At 68.1% G+C, this 18,286-nt stretch carries 22 protein-coding genes; 20 read left to right on the forward strand and 2 right to left on the reverse strand.

All coding sequences use genetic code 11. The features are described from left to right. Positions 1-30: 30 nt before the first annotated feature. Entirely contained in the window at positions 31-3,909 is a 3,879-nt protein-coding gene (locus ABH926_RS12545; RefSeq protein ID WP_370365653.1) for a DNA-directed RNA polymerase subunit beta', read from the forward strand. 88 nt (positions 3,910-3,997) lie between these two features. Here ABH926_RS12545 and ABH926_RS12550 read toward each other — a convergent pair whose 3' ends face one another. After that, entirely contained in the window at positions 3,998-4,348 is a 351-nt protein-coding gene (locus ABH926_RS12550) for a hypothetical protein (RefSeq protein WP_370365654.1), read from the reverse strand. 109 nt (positions 4,349-4,457) lie between these two features. Between ABH926_RS12550 and ABH926_RS12555 the strand changes: the two genes are divergently transcribed. The 7 genes from ABH926_RS12555 (at position 4,458) to ABH926_RS12585 (ending at position 10,778) form a co-directional block, all read left to right on the forward strand. Continuing rightward, positions 4,458-4,871, forward strand: a complete 414-nt coding sequence (locus ABH926_RS12555) for a hypothetical protein (protein WP_370365655.1) — start codon at positions 4,458-4,460, stop codon at positions 4,869-4,871. Between the two features lie 542 nt (positions 4,872-5,413). Beyond that, complete coding sequence (gene rpsL, locus ABH926_RS12560) at positions 5,414-5,788, forward strand: 30S ribosomal protein S12 (RefSeq protein ID WP_012785148.1); 375 nt, start codon at positions 5,414-5,416, stop codon at positions 5,786-5,788. Beyond that, a complete protein-coding gene (rpsG, locus tag ABH926_RS12565; RefSeq protein ID WP_012785149.1) occupies positions 5,788-6,258 on the forward strand; it encodes a 30S ribosomal protein S7 in 471 nt (156 codons plus the stop codon). Before rpsL ends, rpsG begins: the two co-directional genes overlap by 1 nt. Positions 6,259-6,295: 37 nt before the next feature. Then, positions 6,296-8,413 carry an elongation factor G gene (fusA, locus tag ABH926_RS12570; RefSeq protein ID WP_370365656.1) on the forward strand — a complete coding sequence of 706 codons (2,118 nt, stop codon included), beginning with the start codon at positions 6,296-6,298 and terminating at the stop codon, positions 8,411-8,413. A 112-nt stretch (positions 8,414-8,525) separates the two neighbouring features. Continuing rightward, positions 8,526-9,719, forward strand: a complete 1,194-nt coding sequence (gene tuf, locus ABH926_RS12575) for an elongation factor Tu (RefSeq protein ID WP_370365657.1) — start codon at positions 8,526-8,528, stop codon at positions 9,717-9,719. Positions 9,720-9,889: 170 nt separating this feature from the next. After that, a complete protein-coding gene (locus ABH926_RS12580; RefSeq protein WP_370365658.1) occupies positions 9,890-10,108 on the forward strand; it encodes a hypothetical protein in 219 nt (72 codons plus the stop codon). After that, a complete protein-coding gene (locus ABH926_RS12585) occupies positions 10,098-10,778 on the forward strand; it encodes a hypothetical protein (RefSeq protein WP_370365659.1) in 681 nt (226 codons plus the stop codon). Before ABH926_RS12580 ends, ABH926_RS12585 begins: the two co-directional genes overlap by 11 nt. Positions 10,779-10,802: 24 nt before the next feature. Here ABH926_RS12585 and ABH926_RS12590 read toward each other — a convergent pair whose 3' ends face one another. Next, on the reverse strand, positions 10,803-10,982 hold the full coding sequence (locus ABH926_RS12590) for a type II toxin-antitoxin system prevent-host-death family antitoxin (RefSeq protein WP_370365661.1): 180 nt from the start codon (positions 10,980-10,982) through the stop codon (positions 10,803-10,805). Positions 10,983-11,129: 147 nt separating this feature from the next. Between ABH926_RS12590 and ABH926_RS12595 the strand changes: the two genes are divergently transcribed. From ABH926_RS12595 to rpsQ, 12 genes are all read left to right on the forward strand, one after another. Beyond that, the gene (locus ABH926_RS12595; RefSeq protein ID WP_370365662.1) at positions 11,130-12,377 is read left to right on the forward strand and encodes an FAD-dependent monooxygenase; all 1,248 of its coding nucleotides are present in this window, start codon (positions 11,130-11,132) and stop codon (positions 12,375-12,377) included. 587 nt (positions 12,378-12,964) lie between these two features. Continuing rightward, the gene (rpsJ, locus tag ABH926_RS12600) at positions 12,965-13,273 is read left to right on the forward strand and encodes a 30S ribosomal protein S10 (protein ID WP_012785157.1); all 309 of its coding nucleotides are present in this window, start codon (positions 12,965-12,967) and stop codon (positions 13,271-13,273) included. An 11-nt stretch (positions 13,274-13,284) separates the two neighbouring features. Beyond that, complete coding sequence (gene rplC, locus ABH926_RS12605; RefSeq protein WP_370365663.1) at positions 13,285-13,932, forward strand: 50S ribosomal protein L3; 648 nt, start codon at positions 13,285-13,287, stop codon at positions 13,930-13,932. Between the two features lies 1 nt (position 13,933). Next, positions 13,934-14,587: a 50S ribosomal protein L4 gene (rplD, locus tag ABH926_RS12610; RefSeq protein ID WP_370365664.1), complete on the forward strand. Its 654-nt coding sequence runs from the start codon at positions 13,934-13,936 to the stop codon at positions 14,585-14,587. Further along, positions 14,584-14,919 carry a 50S ribosomal protein L23 gene (rplW, locus tag ABH926_RS12615; protein WP_370337325.1) on the forward strand — a complete coding sequence of 112 codons (336 nt, stop codon included), beginning with the start codon at positions 14,584-14,586 and terminating at the stop codon, positions 14,917-14,919. The genes rplD and rplW overlap by 4 nt, the downstream gene beginning before the upstream one ends. Further along, the gene (gene rplB / locus ABH926_RS12620; protein ID WP_370365665.1) at positions 14,919-15,755 is read left to right on the forward strand and encodes a 50S ribosomal protein L2; all 837 of its coding nucleotides are present in this window, start codon (positions 14,919-14,921) and stop codon (positions 15,753-15,755) included. The genes rplW and rplB overlap by 1 nt, the downstream gene beginning before the upstream one ends. Before the next feature lie 12 nt (positions 15,756-15,767). After that, positions 15,768-16,049: a 30S ribosomal protein S19 gene (gene rpsS, locus ABH926_RS12625; protein ID WP_344656634.1), complete on the forward strand. Its 282-nt coding sequence runs from the start codon at positions 15,768-15,770 to the stop codon at positions 16,047-16,049. Then, positions 16,042-16,434, forward strand: a complete 393-nt coding sequence (gene rplV, locus ABH926_RS12630; protein ID WP_012785163.1) for a 50S ribosomal protein L22 — start codon at positions 16,042-16,044, stop codon at positions 16,432-16,434. Before rpsS ends, rplV begins: the two co-directional genes overlap by 8 nt. Continuing rightward, positions 16,434-17,309 (forward strand): 30S ribosomal protein S3, encoded by an 876-nt coding sequence (rpsC, locus tag ABH926_RS12635; RefSeq protein WP_370365666.1) that lies wholly within the window; start codon positions 16,434-16,436, stop codon positions 17,307-17,309. Before rplV ends, rpsC begins: the two co-directional genes overlap by 1 nt. Next, positions 17,309-17,728 carry a 50S ribosomal protein L16 gene (gene rplP, locus ABH926_RS12640; protein WP_012785165.1) on the forward strand — a complete coding sequence of 140 codons (420 nt, stop codon included), beginning with the start codon at positions 17,309-17,311 and terminating at the stop codon, positions 17,726-17,728. The genes rpsC and rplP overlap by 1 nt, the downstream gene beginning before the upstream one ends. After that, entirely contained in the window at positions 17,728-17,952 is a 225-nt protein-coding gene (gene rpmC / locus ABH926_RS12645) for a 50S ribosomal protein L29 (protein WP_194896210.1), read from the forward strand. Before rplP ends, rpmC begins: the two co-directional genes overlap by 1 nt. After that, positions 17,949-18,230 carry a 30S ribosomal protein S17 gene (rpsQ, locus tag ABH926_RS12650; protein WP_370365667.1) on the forward strand — a complete coding sequence of 94 codons (282 nt, stop codon included), beginning with the start codon at positions 17,949-17,951 and terminating at the stop codon, positions 18,228-18,230. Before rpmC ends, rpsQ begins: the two co-directional genes overlap by 4 nt. The last annotated feature ends 56 nt before the right edge of the window (positions 18,231-18,286 follow it).

The raw sequence follows: 18,286 nt of genomic DNA on the forward strand, positions 1-18,286 counted from the left end.
GAACGAGTCATCGAGGAGGATAGAAACCATATGCTTGACGTCAATTTCTTCGACGAGCTCCGTATCGGTCTGGCGACTGCCGACGACATCCGCACCTGGTCCTACGGCGAGGTGAAGAAGCCGGAGACCATCAACTACCGCACCCTGAAGCCGGAGAAGGACGGGCTCTTCTGCGAGAAGATCTTCGGCCCCACCCGGGACTGGGAGTGCTACTGCGGCAAGTACAAGCGGGTGCGCTTCAAGGGCATCATCTGCGAGCGCTGCGGGGTCGAGGTCACCCGGGCCAAGGTGCGTCGTGAGCGGATGGGCCACATCGAGCTCGCCGCGCCCGTGACCCACATCTGGTACTTCAAGGGTGTGCCGTCCCGGCTGGGCTACCTGCTGGACCTGGCGCCGAAGGACCTGGAGAAGGTCATCTACTTCGCCGCCTACATGATCACCGAGGTCGACGACGAGCGGCGCACCCGCGACCTGCCCTCGCTGGAGGCCAAGGTCTCCGTCGAGCGCCAGCAGGTCGAGAACCGGCGCGACGCCGACGTCGAGGCCCGGCAGAAGAAGCTGGAGGAGGACCTGGCGGCCCTGGAGGCCGAGGGTGCCAAGGCCGACCAGCGCCGCAAGGTCCGCGAGGGCGGCGAGCGGGAGATGAAGCAGCTGCGCGACCGCGCGCAGCGCGAGATCGACCGCCTGGACGAGGTCTGGAGCCGGTTCAAGTCGCTGAAGGTCCAGGACCTGGAGGGCGACGAGATCCTGTACCGGGAGATGCGTGACCGCTACGGCACGTACTTCTCCGGCTCGATGGGCGCCGCGGCGCTGCAGAAGCGTCTGGAGACCTTCGACCTGGACGCCGAGGCGGAGTCGCTGCGCGACACCATCCGCAACGGCAAGGGCCAGAAGAAGACCCGGGCCCTGAAGCGGCTGAAGGTCGTCGAGGCCTTCCGCTCGACCAACAACTCGCCGTCCGGCATGGTGCTGGACTGCGTGCCCGTGATCCCGCCGGACCTGCGTCCGATGGTGCAGCTGGACGGTGGCCGCTTCGCGACCTCCGACCTGAACGACCTGTACCGCCGCGTGATCAACCGGAACAACCGCCTCAAGCGGCTGCTGGACCTGGGCGCGCCGGAGATCATCGTCAACAACGAGAAGCGGATGCTGCAGGAGGCCGTGGACTCGCTGTTCGACAACGGCCGCCGCGGCCGTCCGGTCACCGGTCCCGGCAACCGTCCGCTGAAGTCCCTGAGCGACATGCTCAAGGGCAAGCAGGGCCGGTTCCGCCAGAACCTGCTGGGCAAGCGCGTCGACTACTCGGCCCGTTCGGTCATCGTCGTCGGCCCGCAGCTCAAGCTGCACCAGTGCGGTCTGCCCAAGCAGATGGCGCTGGAGCTGTTCAAGCCCTTCGTGATGAAGCGGCTGGTGGACCTGAACCACGCGCAGAACATCAAGTCCGCCAAGCGGATGGTGGAGCGCGCGCGGCCGGTCGTGTGGGACGTGCTGGAAGAGGTCATCGGGGAGCACCCGGTGCTGCTCAACCGCGCCCCCACGCTGCACCGTCTGGGCATCCAGGCCTTCGAGCCGCAGCTGGTCGAGGGCAAGGCGATCCAGATCCACCCGCTGGTCTGCACCGCGTTCAACGCGGACTTCGACGGCGACCAGATGGCGGTGCACCTGCCGCTGTCCGCCGAGGCGCAGGCCGAGGCCCGGGTCCTGATGCTGTCCTCGAACAACATCCTGTCCCCGGCGCACGGCCGGCCGATCACCTCGCCGACGCAGGACATGGTCCTGGGCATCTTCTTCCTCACGATGGACCGTGACGGGATGAAGGGCGAGGGCCGGGCGTTCGGCTCGATCTCGGAGGCCATGATGGCCTTCGACAACCGCGAGCTGGACCTGCAGGCGCCGATCGAGCTGCGGATCTCCGAGGCCGTGCCGCCGCGCGGCTGGGTGGCGCCGGAGGGCTGGGAGACCGGTCAGCCGTTCCGCCTGAAGACCTCGCTGGGCCGCGCTCTGTTCAACGAGCTGCTGCCGCTGGACTACCCGTACGAGAACCGCGAGGTGGCCAAGAAGCAGCTCTCGGCGATCGTCAACGACCTGGCCGAGCGCTACCCGAAGGTGACCGTCGCGGCGACCCTGGACAACCTGAAGTCCGCGGGCTTCTACTGGGCGACCCGCTCCGGCGTCACGGTGTCCGTCGAGGACATCGTCGTGCCGCCGAAGAAGGGCGAGATCCTCGAGGGCTACGAGGCCCAGGCCGCCAAGATCCAGAAGCAGTACGAGCGCGGTCTGGTCACCAAGGAAGAGCGCAACCAGGAGCTCATCTCCATCTGGACCAAGGCCACGAACGACGTCGCCGACGCGATGCAGGCGAACTTCTCGAAGACGAACCCGATCTTCATGATGGTCGACTCCGGAGCGCGCGGTAACTTCATGCAGATGCGGCAGATCGCCGGTATGCGTGGACTGGTGTCGAACGCCAAGAACGAGACCATCCCGCGTCCCATCAAGGCGTCCTTCCGCGAGGGCCTGTCGGTCGTCGAGTACTTCATCTCGACGCACGGCGCCCGCAAGGGTCTGGCTGACACCGCGCTGCGCACCGCCGACTCCGGGTACCTCACCCGGCGTCTGGTGGACGTCTCGCAGGACGTGATCATCCGTGAGGAGGACTGCGGTACCGAGCGCGGCATCGTGATGCCGATCGCGTCCCGCGGCTCCGACGGCCGGCTGATCAAGGACGAGAACGTCGAGAACTCGGTCTACGCGCGCAACACCGCGGAGAAGGTCGTCGTCGAGAAGAAGACGATCCTCGACGCCGGCGTGGACCTCGGCGACGTGGCGATCGACAAGCTGATCGAGAACGGCGTGGCCGAGGTCAAGGTCCGCTCGGTCCTGACCTGCCAGTCCAAGGTCGGCACCTGCGCGATGTGCTACGGCCGCTCGCTGGCCACCGGCAAGCTGGTGGACGTCGGCGAGGCGGTGGGCATCATCGCCGCGCAGTCGATCGGCGAGCCCGGCACCCAGCTGACCATGCGCACCTTCCACACCGGCGGTGTGGCCGGTGACGACATCACGCAGGGTCTGCCGCGTGTCATCGAGCTGTTCGAGGCCCGCACGCCCAAGGGCGTGGCGCCGATCGCCGAGGCGGCCGGCCGGGTCCGGATCGAGGACACCGACAAGACCCGCAAGCTGGTCATCACCCCCGACGACCCGTCGGTGGAGGAGGTCGCCTACCCGGTCAGCAAGCGCACCATGCTGCTGGTCTCCGACGACCAGCACGTCGAGGTCGGGCAGGAGCTCACCAAGGGCACCATCAACCCGCACGACGTGCTGCGCATCCTGGGCCAGCGCCAGGTGCAGATCCACCTGGTGGCCGAGGTCCAGAAGGTGTACCGCAGCCAGGGTGTGCCGATCCACGACAAGCACATCGAGATCATCGTCCGGCAGATGCTGCGCCGGGTGACGATCATCGAGGCCGGGGACGCCGAACTGCTCCCGGGCGAGCTGGTCGAGTTCAGCCGCTTCGAGACCGAGAACCGCAAGGTGATCGCCGAGGGCGGGCACGCGGCTTCGGGTCGTCCGCAGCTGATGGGTATCACGAAGGCGTCGCTGGCCACGGACTCGTGGCTGTCGGCGGCCTCCTTCCAGGAGACCACCCGGGTCCTGACCGACGCGGCGATCAACGGCAAGTCCGACTCGCTGCTCGGCCTGAAGGAGAACGTGATCATCGGCAAGCTGATCCCGGCCGGGACCGGCATGCCGCGCTACCGGAACATCAAGGTCGAGCCGACCGAAGAGGCGAAGGCCCAGATGTACACGCTGGTGGGCTACGACGACGACTACTCGTCGTACAGCTTCGGCAGCGGCTCCGGCCAGGCGGTTCCGCTGGAGGAGTACGACTTCGGCGGCTACAGCGGCTGAGTTCGGGCGCTGATCGCGTAAAGCGCTGAAAGGGCGGTCGCTTCCCCCGTGGGGGAGCGGCCGCCCTTCGGCGTCGTCGAGGACCGGCTCAGGCGAACCCGCGCCGTGCCCAACCGCCGAACAGCCTGCGTTCCTGCTGCTTGGCCCGGACCGCGCACACGAGGCTGAAGGCGGACAGCGCGGGATCGCCGCGCAGTTCCTCGAGCCGTTGGCACAGGACCTCTTCAGCGGTCTCCTGGTGGCCGGACTCCAGTGCCCCGGCGCCCTTCAGTTCTGTCAGAACTCGATCAAGGTGCTGCTCCAGCTTCCCGGCCGGCCGGTCGACCAGCTGGGCCACATGGGAAAGCGGCAGGCCTTCGCGGTAGCGGAAGACCAAGGCCGCACGCGTGGTCACGGCCAACGCGCTGAACTGCTTCTGGAAGACTTCTTGCTCTGTCATCGTTTCCCCCGTCCTGAGGACCATTCCGTACTTAGATGCGCGAGACGTGGTTCAGGTTCCTGATGGGTACTCTGAATGTGTCGCCTGTGACCTGAAAAGCGGAGTGCCGATGAACGAGCAGCCCGAGGTCGGGCGTCCCAACTACAGCGCCGGCGGCAGCCGGCCCTCGGCCGGTCCGGTACCGCGCCAGGGCGGCGGCCACCCGCCGGAGCAGGGCGCACGGGTGGACCTGCGCGCGGTGGCCGCGATGGCGGCGGCGGCGCTGGCGTGGTCGTCGTGGACGCCGTTCTACAACCTGCCGATAGTCGTGGCTCTGGTGGCCGCGGTCCTGGCGGCCCGTTGGGGGGCGCGGGCCAAGCGGAACATACTGGCCTCGGAGGGGCGGCGGACCGGAGCCGGGATCGCGGACCTGGCGCGGCTGCTGGGGATGGCCGATCTGGCGATCCTGGCCTACCTGATCTTCCACTACTACTTCGTCGCGCACGCCGGCATCAAGGGCGTCCTCACGCTGTTGCTCACGTGACGGAGCGGGCCGGGTGGGACGCGGGAATACCTCCCGGGCCCCTGCCGTTGACCCAGGTGCCGCCGAATGTCACCCGTCCCGTTAAAAGGTCACGGACCTATGTCCGGCATGCGAGAATGAGTGGGTTCGCCGGCACGGCGGACCGTGGTGGGTCCAGGGACCGGACCAGCCGCCTTGATGGCGGCCTTCGCCGGTGCTAGGGTCCCTCCCCTCGTTTTGACCTCACAGGCATGCCCTGGGTAGGCTCGTCGCCGTGCCAGGGGTGTCCCCCCGGCTGCTCCTGCCTGCGCACCGTTCGTTCGGTGGCGTCGGCCCAAGCCGCTCGCCGTTCCGCCGGAGGCAGCAGGGGTCTGTTGGTCGCGACACACCCGACCTCGTGGACTGGACGTCCCGGGTTATACCCGGACAGGACGGACCCGGTCCCGCAGGGGTGTGTGACAAGTGGACAAGCAGGAACTCGACGCGAAACCGAGAGGTAGTAGCTCTCCACGACCGGGGTCGCCCACGTGGAGCCGTAGAAGGAAAGGGAAGGCCAGCACCTAGTGCCTACCATTCAGCAGTTGGTCCGCAAGGGCCGGCAGGACAAGGTTGTGAAGAGCAACACTCCTGCCCTCAAGGGGTCCCCGCAGCGCCGCGGCGTCTGCACCCGCGTGTACACCACCACGCCCAAGAAGCCGAACTCGGCTCTGCGCAAGGTGGCCCGTGTGAAGCTGTCCTCCGGCATCGAGGTCACGGCGTACATCCCGGGCGTCGGCCACAACCTGCAGGAGCACTCGATCGTGCTCGTGCGCGGCGGCCGCGTGAAGGACCTGCCGGGCGTTCGGTACAAGATCGTCCGTGGCTCGCTCGACACCCAGGGCGTCAAGAACCGCAAGCAGGCCCGCAGCCGCTACGGCGCCAAGAAGGAGAAGAGCTAATGCCTCGCAAGGGTCCTGCCCCGAAGCACCCGGTCGTCATCGACCCGGTCTACAACTCGCCCCTGGTCACCTCCCTGGTGAACAAGGTGCTGCTGGACGGCAAGCGCTCCACCGCCGAGCGCATCGTCTACGGCGCCCTGGAAGGCTGCCGCGAGAAGACCGGCACCGACCCGGTGATCACGCTCAAGCGCGCGCTGGACAACGTCAAGCCGACCCTGGAAGTCAAGTCCCGCCGCGTCGGTGGTGCGACCTACCAGGTGCCGATCGAGGTCCGCGCCGGCCGCAGCACCACGCTGGCCCTGCGCTGGCTGGTCGGCTACTCCCGGCAGCGCCGCGAGAAGACCATGACCGAGCGCCTGATGAACGAGCTCCTGGACGCCTCCAACGGCCTGGGTGCCTCGGTCAAGCGCCGCGAGGACACGCACAAGATGGCGGACGCGAACAAGGCGTTCGCGCACTACCGCTGGTAACCCCGGTAGCCGAGACCGCAGAAAGTAGCTGAGCGAAATGGCCCCCAACGCCGTTGACCTGGCCAAGGTCCGCAACATCGGGATCATGGCCCACATCGACGCGGGCAAGACCACGACGACCGAGCGCATCCTGTACTACACGGGTATGAGCTACAAGATCGGCGAGGTCCACGACGGCGCTGCCACCACCGACTGGATGGAGCAGGAGCAGGAGCGTGGCATCACGATCACGTCCGCTGCTGTGACCTGTCACTGGTCGGTGGACAACGTCGACAACACCATCAACATCATCGACACGCCCGGGCACGTGGACTTCACCGTCGAGGTGGAGCGTTCGCTGCGTGTTCTCGACGGCGCGGTCGCGGTGTTCGACGGTGTCGCCGGCGTGGAGCCGCAGTCCGAGACGGTCTGGCGGCAGGCCGACCGTTACGGCGTCCCGCGCATTTGCTTCATCAACAAGCTGGACCGCACCGGTGCGGAGTTCCACCGCTGCGTCGACATGATCGTCACCCGTCTGCAGGCCACCCCGCTGGTCATGCAGCTGCCGATCGGTGCCGAGGCGGACTTCAAGGGCGTCATCGACCTGGTGAAGATGAAGGCCCTGGTGTGGAGCGCCGAGACCAAGCTGGGCGAGGCCTACGACGAGGTCGACATCCCGGACACCCACACCGAGGCCGCCGACGAGTGGCGCGGGCGTCTGCTGGAGACCATCGCCGAGGCCGACGACGAGATGATGGAGCTGTACCTGGAGGGCCAGGAGCCCACCACGGAGCAGCTGTACGCGGCCATCCGCCGCGCCACTCTGGCCGCCAAGCTGAACCCGGTGTTCTGCGGGACCGCGTTCAAGAACAAGGGCGTGCAGCCCCTGCTCGACGCGATCGTGCGCTACCTGCCCTCGCCGCTGGACGTGGAGGCCATCGACGGCCACAAGGTCGGCGACGAGGAGACGGTGCTGCACCGCAAGCCCTCCGACGACGAGCCGATGTCGGCGCTGGCGTTCAAGATCATGAGCGACCCGCACCTGGGCAAGCTCACGTTCGTGCGGGTCTACTCCGGCAAGCTGGAGTCCGGCGGCACGTACCTGAACTCGGTCAAGGGGCGCAAGGAGCGCATCGGCAAGATCTACCGCATGCACGCGAACAAGCGTGAGGAGATCGAGTCGGTGGGCGCCGGCGACATCATCGCCGTCATGGGTCTGAAGGACACCACGACCGGCGAGACGCTGTCGGACACCGCGAACCCGATCATCCTGGAGTCGATGACCTTCCCGGCCCCGGTGATCCACGTCGCGATCGAGCCGAAGACGAAGTCCGACCAGGAGAAGCTGGGCGTCGCGATCCAGCGCCTGGCCGAGGAGGACCCGTCCTTCCAGGTTCGCACCGACGAGGAGACCGGCCAGACCGTCATCTCCGGCATGGGCGAGCTCCACCTGGAGATCCTGGTGGACCGCATGCGCCGCGAGTTCAAGGTCGAGGCGAACGTCGGCAAGCCCCAGGTGGCCTACCGCGAGACCATCCGTCGCGCGGTGCCGAAGGTCGAGTACACGCACAAGAAGCAGACCGGTGGTTCGGGCCAGTACGCCTCCGTCATCATCTCGCTCGAGCCGCTTGCGGACGGCGAGCCGGGTGCCGAGGGCTACGAGTTCGTCAACGCCGTCAGCGGCGGGCGGATCCCGAAGGAGTACATCCCCTCGGTCGACGCCGGCTGCCAGGACGCGATGGAGTTCGGCGTGCTCGCCGGCTTCCCGCTGACCGGCGTGAAGGTGACGCTGCTGGACGGCAAGTACCACGAGGTCGACTCCTCCGAGATGGCCTTCAAGGTCGCCGGTTCGATGGCGTTCAAGGAAGCGGCCCGCAAGGCCGACCCGGCGCTGCTCGAGCCGATGATGGCGGTCGAGGTCACCACGCCCGAGGACTACATGGGCGAAGTGATCGGCGACCTGAACTCCCGCCGTGGCCAGATCCAGGCCATGGAGGAGCGGTTCGGTTCCCGGGTCGTCAAGGCCCTGGTCCCGCTGAGCGAGATGTTCGGCTACGTCGGGGACCTGCGGTCCAAGACGTCCGGCCGGGCCTCGTACAGCATGCAGTTCGACTCCTACGCCGAGGTTCCCCGGAACGTGGCGGAAGAGATCGTCAAGAAGGCGCGCGGCGAGTAGCCCAAGCCGTCGGGAGAGTACCGGTTGATTCCGGTCCCTCCTGAGAATCCGTAGAAACGCCGCCGGCGGAATCCATCCCCGGCGGCACCTCACCAGTCCACAGGAGGACAACGTGGCGAAGGCGAAGTTCGAGCGGAACAAGCCGCACGTCAACATCGGCACCATCGGTCACATCGACCACGGGAAGACGACGCTGACCGCGGCCATCACCAAGGTTCTGCACGACGCTCACCCGGACCTGAACCCCTACACCCCGTTCGACCAGATCGACAAGGCGCCCGAAGAGCGTCAGCGCGGTATCACCATCTCCATCGCGCACGTCGAGTACCAGACCGACGCGCGGCACTACGCGCACGTCGACTGCCCCGGTCACGCGGACTACATCAAGAACATGATCACCGGTGCGGCCCAGATGGACGGCGCCATCCTGGTCGTGGCCGCCACCGACGGCCCGATGCCGCAGACCAAGGAGCACGTGCTCCTGGCCCGCCAGGTCGGCGTGCCCTACATCGTGGTCGCGCTGAACAAGTCGGACATGGTGGACGACGAGGAGATCCTGGAGCTCGTCGAGCTCGAGGTGCGCGAGCTGCTCTCCGAGTACGAGTTCCCGGGCGACGACCTGCCGGTCGTGCGCGTCTCGGCGCTCAAGGCGCTCGAGGGCGACCCGGAGTGGACCGCCAAGCTCCTGGAGCTGATGAAGGCCGTCGACACCGCGATCCCGCAGCCGGAGCGCGAGATCGACAAGCCGTTCCTGATGCCGATCGAGGACGTCTTCACGATCACCGGTCGTGGCACCGTCGTCACCGGTCGCATCGAGCGCGGCATCGTCAAGGTCAACGAGACCGTCGACATCGTCGGCATCCGTGAGACCAAGCAGACGACGACCGTCACCGGCGTCGAGATGTTCCGCAAGCTGCTCGACGAGGGCCAGGCCGGCGAGAACGTCGGTCTGCTGCTCCGCGGCATCAAGCGCGACGACGTCGAGCGCGGCCAGGTCGTGATCAAGCCGGGCACGACCACCCCGCACACCGGCTTCGACGCCCAGGTCTACATCCTGAGCAAGGACGAAGGCGGCCGCCACACCCCGTTCTTCAACAACTACCGTCCGCAGTTCTACTTCCGGACGACCGACGTGACCGGCGTCGTGACCCTCCCCGAGGGCACCGAGATGGTCATGCCGGGCGACAACACCGAGATGGCCGTCGAGCTGATCCAGCCGATCGCCATGGAGGAGGGCCTGCGGTTCGCCATCCGTGAGGGTGGCCGCACCGTCGGTGCCGGTCGTGTGGTGAAGATCACCAAGTAAGGCCTCCGCGGCCTCACGGCCGCTGAGTGGCACTGCGGGAAGGCCCCCGGAGCTTCGAGCTCCGGGGGCCTTCCCGCGTCTACTTTCGAGTGAATTTCCTGCACGGCTCACACCCGGCACCGGTCTCAGGGGAATTAACTAGATGTCATTCCCCGAACTCGGAGGTGGGCGTGAAGTATCCCCCGCAACCCGGCGAGCCCTTCGACGCGTGGCTGGCCCGCGTCCAGCCCCTGCGCCGCCGCGACCTCGCGGCGCGGGTCGGCGACGCCGGCATCAGGCCCCTGACCCGCGAGGAGCTGGCGACCTGGCCGACGCTGTTCGCCTCGGAGCGCGAGCACAAGGCGTTCCTGGCCTGGCTTCGGCAGGAGCGGCAGCGCCATGGCCGATGAGGAGCGCGCTCCTGGCGCCGACGAGCTGATGTCGCGGTGGCTGACGGTGGGGGAGGTGCTGGGCCGGCGCGCCGGCCTGCGGGCCGGTGTGCACCGCGGACTGGAGATGGTTTCCGCCGGCGAGTATCCGCCCGCCGCGGTGCCGGCGGACGAGAATCAGGATTCCGTGCCACGGCTGGTTGCCACTGCCACTGCATCTGCTGCGCTGGTCGATGAGTATCCGCATCCCGCGCCGCGGCTGGTCGCCGTGGCCGGTGCGGCGCCGGCCGCCGGGTATCCCCCGCCCGACCTCGTCGCCGCGGACACGGCCCTGGCCTCCCGCTGGTTCACCGCGGATCCGGCGCCGGGCAAGCTCGCCGGCCGCACCGTGGTCCTGCCCTTCGTCGCGCTGGCTGAGCTGGCGACGTGGCCCGAACGCCTGTTGTGGGGCCACTCGCGGGCCGAGGACCTGAGCCGGTGGACCGATCCCGACCGGGTGCTCGGCGGCGACGACACCGTCTGCCGGATCTGGGCCCGCATCACTGTCGCGGCGCAGCGTGCGGGCCGGGCGCCGTCCTCCGACGAGGCCTGGATCGCCGCCGGCTGCCTGTCCTACGGGCTGCCGCTCGCCACCCTGACCAAGCGGCGGTACCAGTACTTCGCCGACCGGTTCGGCCTCAGGCTGCTCTAGGCCGGAGTCCCGTGCCGGGCTTCCTCACCCGTGGGCCGCCGCCATCAACTTCTCGCATTCCTCCAGCCAGCGCATGTCCACGATCGCGACCACCGGCTCGCCGGTGTCGTCCGTGACGTAGACCGGGTGGCGGGTGACGCGGGCCTCCTCGACCAGGTCGGGGAACAGGGCGCGGGCGTCGTCGAGGGTGTAGGCGGCTTCCATGGCGTGACCGTATGCCGCACCCCGCCGGGAATCGCGGATCGACACGTTTGGCCAAGCGTCTTGAACAAATGTCTTGCACGAATGTCCAAGACGATTGTACAGTCGGGTCATCAACCACGGCAGGGCAGGGAATCCAAGGAGCAGGCCATGAAGAACACCCGCAGCATCCTGATATCCGGCGCCGGCATCGCGGGCCCCGCGCTCGCCTACTGGCTCCACCGGCACGGCTTCGCGGCGACCGTCGTCGAGCGCTCGGCGTTCCTGCGGGACAGCGGCGGCGCCGTCGACTTCCGCGGCGAACAGGTGAAGCTGCTCAAGGCGATGGGCATCTTCGACGCGGTGAAGGCCGCCGAGACCGCGATGGGGGACGAGGTGATCATCGACGGCGCCGGGCAGCCCGTCCTGGCCTTCTCCTCGGCCTTCTTCAGCGGCGAGGTCGAGATCGAGCGCGGCGACCTGGCGCGCATCCTCTACGACGCCACCCGCGACTACACCGACTACGTCTTCGGCGACCGGATCGTCGGCCTGGAGCAGGGCGCCGACGGCGTCCGGGTGACCTTCGCCGGCGGCGCCGTCGCGGACTACGACCTGGTGGTCGGCGCCGACGGTCTGCACTCCGGGGTCCGCCGCCTGGCCTTCGGCCCCGAGGAGCGGTTCCGCAAGGACCTGGGCTGGGCCATAGCCGGCTTCACGGCTCCGAACGACCTGGGCCTGGACCACGAGGGCCGCATCTACAACGTCCCCGGCTGCGGCGTGATGGCCAGCAGCGGCCGGGACCGGGACCGCATCGGCGTCGGCCTCGTCTTCCACGCCCCGGGCCTGGAGTACGACCGGCGCGACACCGCCGCGCAGAAGGAACTGGTCGCCGCGACCTTCGCCGGCGCCGGCTGGGAGACCCCGCGCCTGCTGGAGCACCTGGCGAAGGCCGACGACCTCTACTTCGACACCCTCAGCCAGATCCACATGGACAGCTGGTCGACCGGCCGGGTCGTGCTCCTCGGCGACGCCGCGTGGTGCGCCGGCCCCGGCGGCAGCGGAACCGGCATGGCGATGATGGGCGCGCACGTGCTGGCCGGCGAACTCGCCGCGGCCGGCGCCGACCACACCGCCGCGTTCGCCGCCTACGAGCGGATCCTGCGTCCGGCCGCCAAGACCGGTCAGAGGCAGGGCAAGGGCGCGGGCGGCTTCCTGGCGCCGCTGGACGCCAAGAAGATCGCAAAGCGGGACAAGATCTACAAGATGCTGAGCGGCAAACTGGCCGGCGGCTTCTTCAACTGGCTGACCGCCCGGGCGGCGAATGCGGTGGAGTACAAGGAGTATCCGACGCTGGTCGTGGCTGAAGAGGGTGTGGCGGCGAAGGGTACGGCGGCCGAGGGGATGCGCGTCGCGGCATGAGGCATGTGGGTGCCGGGCCGGTCCTGTCGAATATCGACAGTACCGGCCCGATTCCTGTCGGTGACCAGCGTCGGGGCCCCGGGATCGGCCCGCGCGCGATGTGCCCCATATCACATCTCAAAATGAATGCCTGGTTTCCCCACGCCCCGATTTCCCAAAACCCCCAGGCCTGGGCCATACTGTTGAGGTTGCCTGACCGTCCGCGCCCGATTGTGCCTCCGTTCGAGGGGAAGCAGCGGGTGCGCGGGGGCTCCCGGCCGTCCTCGGCCAGGGCTCCACTGCTGGTAGGGCACGTTCTCGCGGAATCCGGTTCTGCAGGCGAGGCGATGAGCCACGCCTACGGGATCTCCACGGTCCGCCGGGCGACACGCCCGACCGCGTGGACCGGAAGAAGCGGGCAAAGCACGACAGGCTTCGCGGGACACACAGGTTGTGGAACGCGGCAAACCCGGTGGTCAGGTGGGTCCACAACCGCCCCGACCGCCGGTCGCGTTGATGCGAGCACTCTCCGGCACCGATCGGGGAGGGCCGACGCAGACGCCGGACAACAGGTCCAAGAAAGACGAAGGATAAGGAACCAAGCAGCCATGGCGGGACAGAAGATCCGCATCAGGCTCAAGGCCTACGACCACGAGGTGATCGACTCCTCGGCGAAGAAGATCGTCGAGACCGTGATCCGCACTGGTGCGCAGGTCGCCGGCCCGGTGCCGCTGCCGACTGAGAAGAACGTGTACTGCGTCATCCGCTCGCCGCACAAGTACAAGGACTCGCGCGAGCACTTCGAGATGCGCACGCACAAGCGACTCATCGACATCCTCGACCCGACCCCGAAGACGGTTGACTCGCTGATGCGTCTCGACCTCCCCGCGGGCGTCGACATCGAGATCAAGCTCTAGGCGGCCGGCACATGGGAAAGCAGATTAAGGGCGTCCTGGGCGAGAAGCTCGGCATGACCCAGGTCTGGGACGAGAACAACCGGGTCGTCCCGGTGACCGTCGTCAAGGCCGGGCCGTGCGTGGTGACGCAGATCCGCAAGCAGGAGATCGACGGCTACGAGGCCGTGCAGATCGCCTACGGTGCCGTGAAGCCGACCAAGGTGACCAAGCCCGAGGCCGGCCACTTCGCGAAGGCCGGCGTCACGCCGCGCCGCTACACCGTGGAGATCCGGACCACCGACGCCGCCGAGTACGAGCTCGGCCAGGAGATCACCGCCGAGACCTTCACGCAGGGTCAGATCGTCGACGTCTCCGGCACCTCCAAGGGCCACGGCTTCGCCGGTGTCATGAAGCGCCACAACTTCCGGGGCCTCGGCGCGGGCCACGGCGTGCAGCGCAAGCACCGTTCGCCCGGTTCCATCGGCGCCTGCGCGACCCCCGGTCGCGTCTTCAAGGGCGTGCGCATGGCCGGCCGCATGGGCTCCGCGCGCGTGACCGTCCAGAACCTCACCGTCCAGGCCGTGGACGCCGAGAAGGGCCTGATCCTGGTCAAGGGTGCCATCCCCGGCCCCAACGGCGGGCTGGTCCTGGTCAAGACCTCGGTCAAGAAGGGAGCCTGACATGACGCAGGTTGTCTCCGTCGACCTCCCCGGCGAGATCTTCGACGTCCAGACCAACATCCCGCTGATCCACCAGGTCGTGGTGGCCCAGCTGGCCGCGGCCCGCCAGGGCACGCACAAGACCAAGACCCGCGGCGAGGTGTCCGGCGGCGGCAAGAAGCCGTACCGCCAGAAGGGCACCGGCCGGGCCCGTCAGGGTTCGACCCGCGCGCCGCAGTTCGCCGGCGGTGGCGTCGTCCACGGCCCGGTGCCGCGCGACTACGCCCAGCGCACCCCGAAGAAGATGAAGGCCGCCGCCCTGCGCGGTGCCCTGTCCGACCGGGCCCGCGACGGCCGCGTGATCGTGGTGGACGCTCTGGTGGAGGGCTCCACGCCGAACACCAAGTCCGCCGTGGCGCTGCTCAAGGGCGTGACCGAGCACAAGAACGTGCTGGTCGTGCTGCAGCGCACCGACGAGGTCTCCTACAAGAGCCTCCGCAACGTCCCGACCGTGCACCTGATCGACGTCGGCCAGCTGAACACCTACGACGTGCTCGTCAACGACGCCGTCGTGTTCACCCAGGGCGCGTACGACCAGTTCATCGCCGGTCCCGCTAAGGGGAAGTCGGCCACCGCGGTGGCGTCCTCCCTCGAAGTTGAGGGGAGCGACGCGTGAGCAGCAAGTTCGCTGACCGCTCGGTCCTGGCCCGCGACATCATCATCAAGCCGGTGGTGTCGGAGAAGAGCTACGCCCTTCTGGACCAGAACACCTACACGTTCGTCGTCCACCCGGACACGAACAAGATCCAGATCCGCGAGGCCGTCGAGGAGATCTTCGACGTCAAGGTCCTGTCGGTGAACACGATCAACCGCCAGGGCAAGCGCAAGCGCACGCGCTACGGCGTGGGCAAGCGCAAGGACACCAAGCGCGCGATCGTGACCGTGGACCCGAACCCCGGTGGCGGCAAGAAGGGCCGCATCGAGCTGTTTGGAGGGCCGGTTTCCTAATGGGCATCCGTAAGTACAAGCCGACGACCCCGGGCCGTCGCGGCTCCTCGGTCGCCGACTTCGTCGAGATCACCCGGAGCACCCCGGAGAAGTCGCTGGTCGTCCCGGTCCACAGCAAGGGCGGTCGCAACAGCACCGGCCGTGTGACCGTGCGCCACCAGGGCGGCGGCCACAAGCGGGCCTACCGTCTGATCGACTTCCGCCGCAACGACAAGGACGGCGTGCCGGCCAAGGTCGCTCACATCGAGTACGACCCGAACCGCACCGCCCGCATCGCGCTGCTGCACTACGCGGACGGCGAGAAGCGCTACATCCTGGCTCCGAAGAACCTGAGCCAGGGCGACCGGATCGAGAACGGTCCCGGCGCGGACATCAAGCCCGGCAACAACCTGCCGCTGCGCAACATCCCGACCGGTACCACGATCCACGCGATCGAGCTCCGCCCCGGCGGCGGCGCGAAGATCGCCCGGTCGGCCGGCGCGAGCGTGCAGCTCGTGGCCAAGGACGGCCCGTTCGCGCAGCTGCGCATGCCCTCCGGCGAGATCCGCAACGTCGACCTGCGCTGCCGCGCCACGGTCGGCGAGGTCGGCAACGCCGAGCAGTCGAACATCAACTGGGGCAAGGCCGGCCGCATGCGCTGGAAGGGCAAGCGCCCGACCGTCCGCGGTGTCGCGATGAACCCGATCGACCACCCGCACGGTGGTGGTGAGGGCAAGACCTCCGGTGGCCGCCACCCGGTGTCCCCGTGGGGTCAGAAGGAAGGCCGTACCCGCAAGCCGGGCAAGGCCTCCGACAAGTACATCGTCCGCCGTCGCAAGACCAACAAGAAGCGCTAGGAGGAGGTTTAGATGCCGCGCAGTCTCAAGAAGGGTCCCTTCGTGGACGGCCACCTGATGAAGAAGGTGGACGCCCAGAACGCGAAGAACACCAAGAACGTCATCAAGACCTGGTCCCGGCGCTCGATGATCGTGCCGGACATGCTGGGTCACACCATCGCCGTGCACGACGGCCGCAAGCACGTCCCGGTGTTCATCACCGAGGCCATGGTCGGCCACAAGCTGGGCGAGTTCTCCCCGACCCGCACGTTCAAGGGTCACGTGAAGGACGATCGGAGGTCGCGCCGTGGCTGAGAACAAGGCCAAGGACCTCGCGGGCAATGAGGCCATTGCCCAGGCGAAGAACATCCGCATGACCGCCATGAAGGTGCGCCGCGTCGTGGACATGGTCCGCGGCCAGGACGTCGAGCAGGCGCTGGACACCCTGCGCTTCGCGCCGTACGCCGCCGCCGAGCCGGTCTTCAAGTGCGTCGCGTCGGCTGCCGCCAACGCGCGCAACAACAAGCAGCTCCGCGGCTCGCTGGTGATCAGCGAGGCGTACGTGGACGAGGGCCCGACCCTGAAGCGGTTCCGGCCGCGCGCCCAGGGCCGCGCCTACCGCATCCGCAAGCGGACCTCGCACATCACGATCGTGGTCCAGGAGACCGCGGGCGTCGCGCAGAAGGGCAGGACCCGATAGTGGGCCAGAAGGTTAACCCGCATGGGTTCCGCCTCGGCATCACCACGGACTTCAAGTCCCGGTGGTACGCCGACAAGCTGTACAAGGACTACGTCAAGGAAGACGTCGCGATCCGCCGCCTCATGACCGAGGGCATGGACCGCGCCGGCATCTCCAAGGTGGAGATCGAGCGCACGCGTGACCGCGTCCGCGTCGACATCCACACGGCGCGTCCGGGCATCGTCATCGGCCGCCGCGGCGCCGAGGCCGACCGCATCCGCGGCAAGCTCGAGAAGCTCACCGCCAAGCAGGTCCAGCTGAACATCCTCGAGGTGCGCAACCCCGAGAGTGACGCCCAGCTGGTCGCGCAGGGCATCGCGGAGCAGCTGGCCCAGCGCGTGGCGTTCCGCCGCGCGATGCGCAAGGCGATCCAGTCTTCGATGAAGGCCGGCGTCAAGGGCATCAAGGTCCAGGTCTCCGGTCGTCTGGGCGGCGCCGAGATGAGCCGCTCGGAGCAGTACCGCGAGGGCCGCGTGCCCCTGCACACGCTGCGGGCGAACATCGACTACGGCTTCTACGAGGCCAAGACCACCTTCGGCCGCATCGGCGTGAAGGTCTGGATCTACAAGGGCGATGTCACCTCGCTGTCGGCGCAGCGTGCGCTGAACGCCGCCGAGGCCCGTGCCGGGCGTCCGCAGCGTGACGGCGACCGCCGTGGCGGCGGCCGCGACGGCGGCGGCCGTCCCCCGCGCCGTGACGGCGGCGGCGGCGGTGGCCGCGGTCCGCGTCGCGACGGCGGCGGCGGCGGTGGCGGCCAGCAGTCCCAGGCTCCGGCCCAGGCTGCCGCTCCGGCCGAGGCTCCGGCCGCGGCCCCTACCGAGTCTAAGGAGGCGTGATGCTGATCCCTCGGCGGGTCAAGCACCGCAAGCAGCACCACCCCGGTCGCTCGGGCGCCTCCAAGGGCGGCAACAACCTGGCGTTCGGCGAGTACGGCATCCAGGCGCTGACCCCGGCGTACGTGACCAACCGGCAGATCGAGTCCGCCCGTATCGCCATCAACCGGCACATCCGCCGTGGTGGCAAGGTGTGGATCAACATCTACCCGGACCGTCCGCTGACCAAGAAGCCGGCCGAGACCCGCATGGGTTCCGGTAAGGGTTCGCCCGAGTGGTGGGTCGCGAACGTCAAGCCCGGCCGAGTGCTCTTCGAGCTCTCGTACCCGAACGAGGAGCGCGCTCGCGAGGCCCTGCTTCGCGCGACGCACAAGCTCCCGCTCAAGTGCCGGATCATCAAGCGTGAGGCAGGTGACATCTGATGGCGACCGGGACCACCGCGCGCGAACTGCGCGAGCTCGGCGACGCCGAACTGCTGGAGAAGCTCCGTGAGAGCAAGGAGGAGCTGTTCAACCTCCGCTTCCAGCAGGCCACCGGCCAGCTTGAGAACCACGGCCGCATGCGCGCCGTGAAGAAGGACATCGCTCGCATCTACACCTTGATGACAGAGCGTGAGCTCGGCATCAGTACTGAGGAGGCGAAGTGAGCGAGCAGACGGTGGAGACCACCGAGGAGCGTGGCGCGCGCAAGGTGCGCGAGGGGTACGTCGTCAGCGACAAGATGGAGAAGACCATCGTCGTCGAGGTCGAGGACCGCAAGAAGCACCCGAAGTACCGCAAGGTCGTGCGCCGCACCACCAAGTTGAAGGCCCACGACGAGCAGAACACGGCCGGCATCGGCGACCGCGTCCTGCTCATGGAGACCCGGCCGACCTCGGCGACCAAGCGCTGGCGCCTGGTCGAGGTTCTCGAGAAGGCCAAGTAACCAGTCCGTTCGGCCAGGCACAGGGACCGGCTGCCGACTGTGTGCAACGGGCGGCA

It is taken from the genome of Catenulispora sp. GP43 (assembly GCF_041260665.1).
Classification (GTDB): Bacteria; Actinomycetota; Actinomycetes; order Streptomycetales; family Catenulisporaceae; genus Catenulispora.

Bases quoted from the DNA above. Each gene is read 5' to 3' on its own strand.
- ABH926_RS12545 (WP_370365653.1), top strand. From the start codon at position 31: ATGCTTGACGTCAATTTCTTCGACGAGCTCCGTATCGGTCTGGCGACT.
- ABH926_RS12550 (WP_370365654.1), bottom strand. From the start codon at position 4,348: ATGACAGAGCAAGAAGTCTTCCAGAAGCAGTTCAGCGCGTTGGCCGTG.
- ABH926_RS12555 (WP_370365655.1), top strand. From the start codon at position 4,458: ATGAACGAGCAGCCCGAGGTCGGGCGTCCCAACTACAGCGCCGGCGGC.
- rpsG (WP_012785149.1), top strand. From the start codon at position 5,788: ATGCCTCGCAAGGGTCCTGCCCCGAAGCACCCGGTCGTCATCGACCCG.
- fusA (WP_370365656.1), top strand. From the start codon at position 6,296: ATGGCCCCCAACGCCGTTGACCTGGCCAAGGTCCGCAACATCGGGATC.
- ABH926_RS12585 (WP_370365659.1), top strand. From the start codon at position 10,098: ATGGCCGATGAGGAGCGCGCTCCTGGCGCCGACGAGCTGATGTCGCGG.
- ABH926_RS12590 (WP_370365661.1), bottom strand. From the start codon at position 10,982: ATGGAAGCCGCCTACACCCTCGACGACGCCCGCGCCCTGTTCCCCGAC.
- ABH926_RS12595 (WP_370365662.1), top strand. From the start codon at position 11,130: ATGAAGAACACCCGCAGCATCCTGATATCCGGCGCCGGCATCGCGGGC.
- rpsJ (WP_012785157.1), top strand. From the start codon at position 12,965: ATGGCGGGACAGAAGATCCGCATCAGGCTCAAGGCCTACGACCACGAG.
- rplC (WP_370365663.1), top strand. From the start codon at position 13,285: ATGGGAAAGCAGATTAAGGGCGTCCTGGGCGAGAAGCTCGGCATGACC.
- rplD (WP_370365664.1), top strand. From the start codon at position 13,934: ATGACGCAGGTTGTCTCCGTCGACCTCCCCGGCGAGATCTTCGACGTC.
- rplB (WP_370365665.1), top strand. From the start codon at position 14,919: ATGGGCATCCGTAAGTACAAGCCGACGACCCCGGGCCGTCGCGGCTCC.
- rpsS (WP_344656634.1), top strand. From the start codon at position 15,768: ATGCCGCGCAGTCTCAAGAAGGGTCCCTTCGTGGACGGCCACCTGATG.
- rplP (WP_012785165.1), top strand. From the start codon at position 17,309: ATGCTGATCCCTCGGCGGGTCAAGCACCGCAAGCAGCACCACCCCGGT.
- rpmC (WP_194896210.1), top strand. From the start codon at position 17,728: ATGGCGACCGGGACCACCGCGCGCGAACTGCGCGAGCTCGGCGACGCC.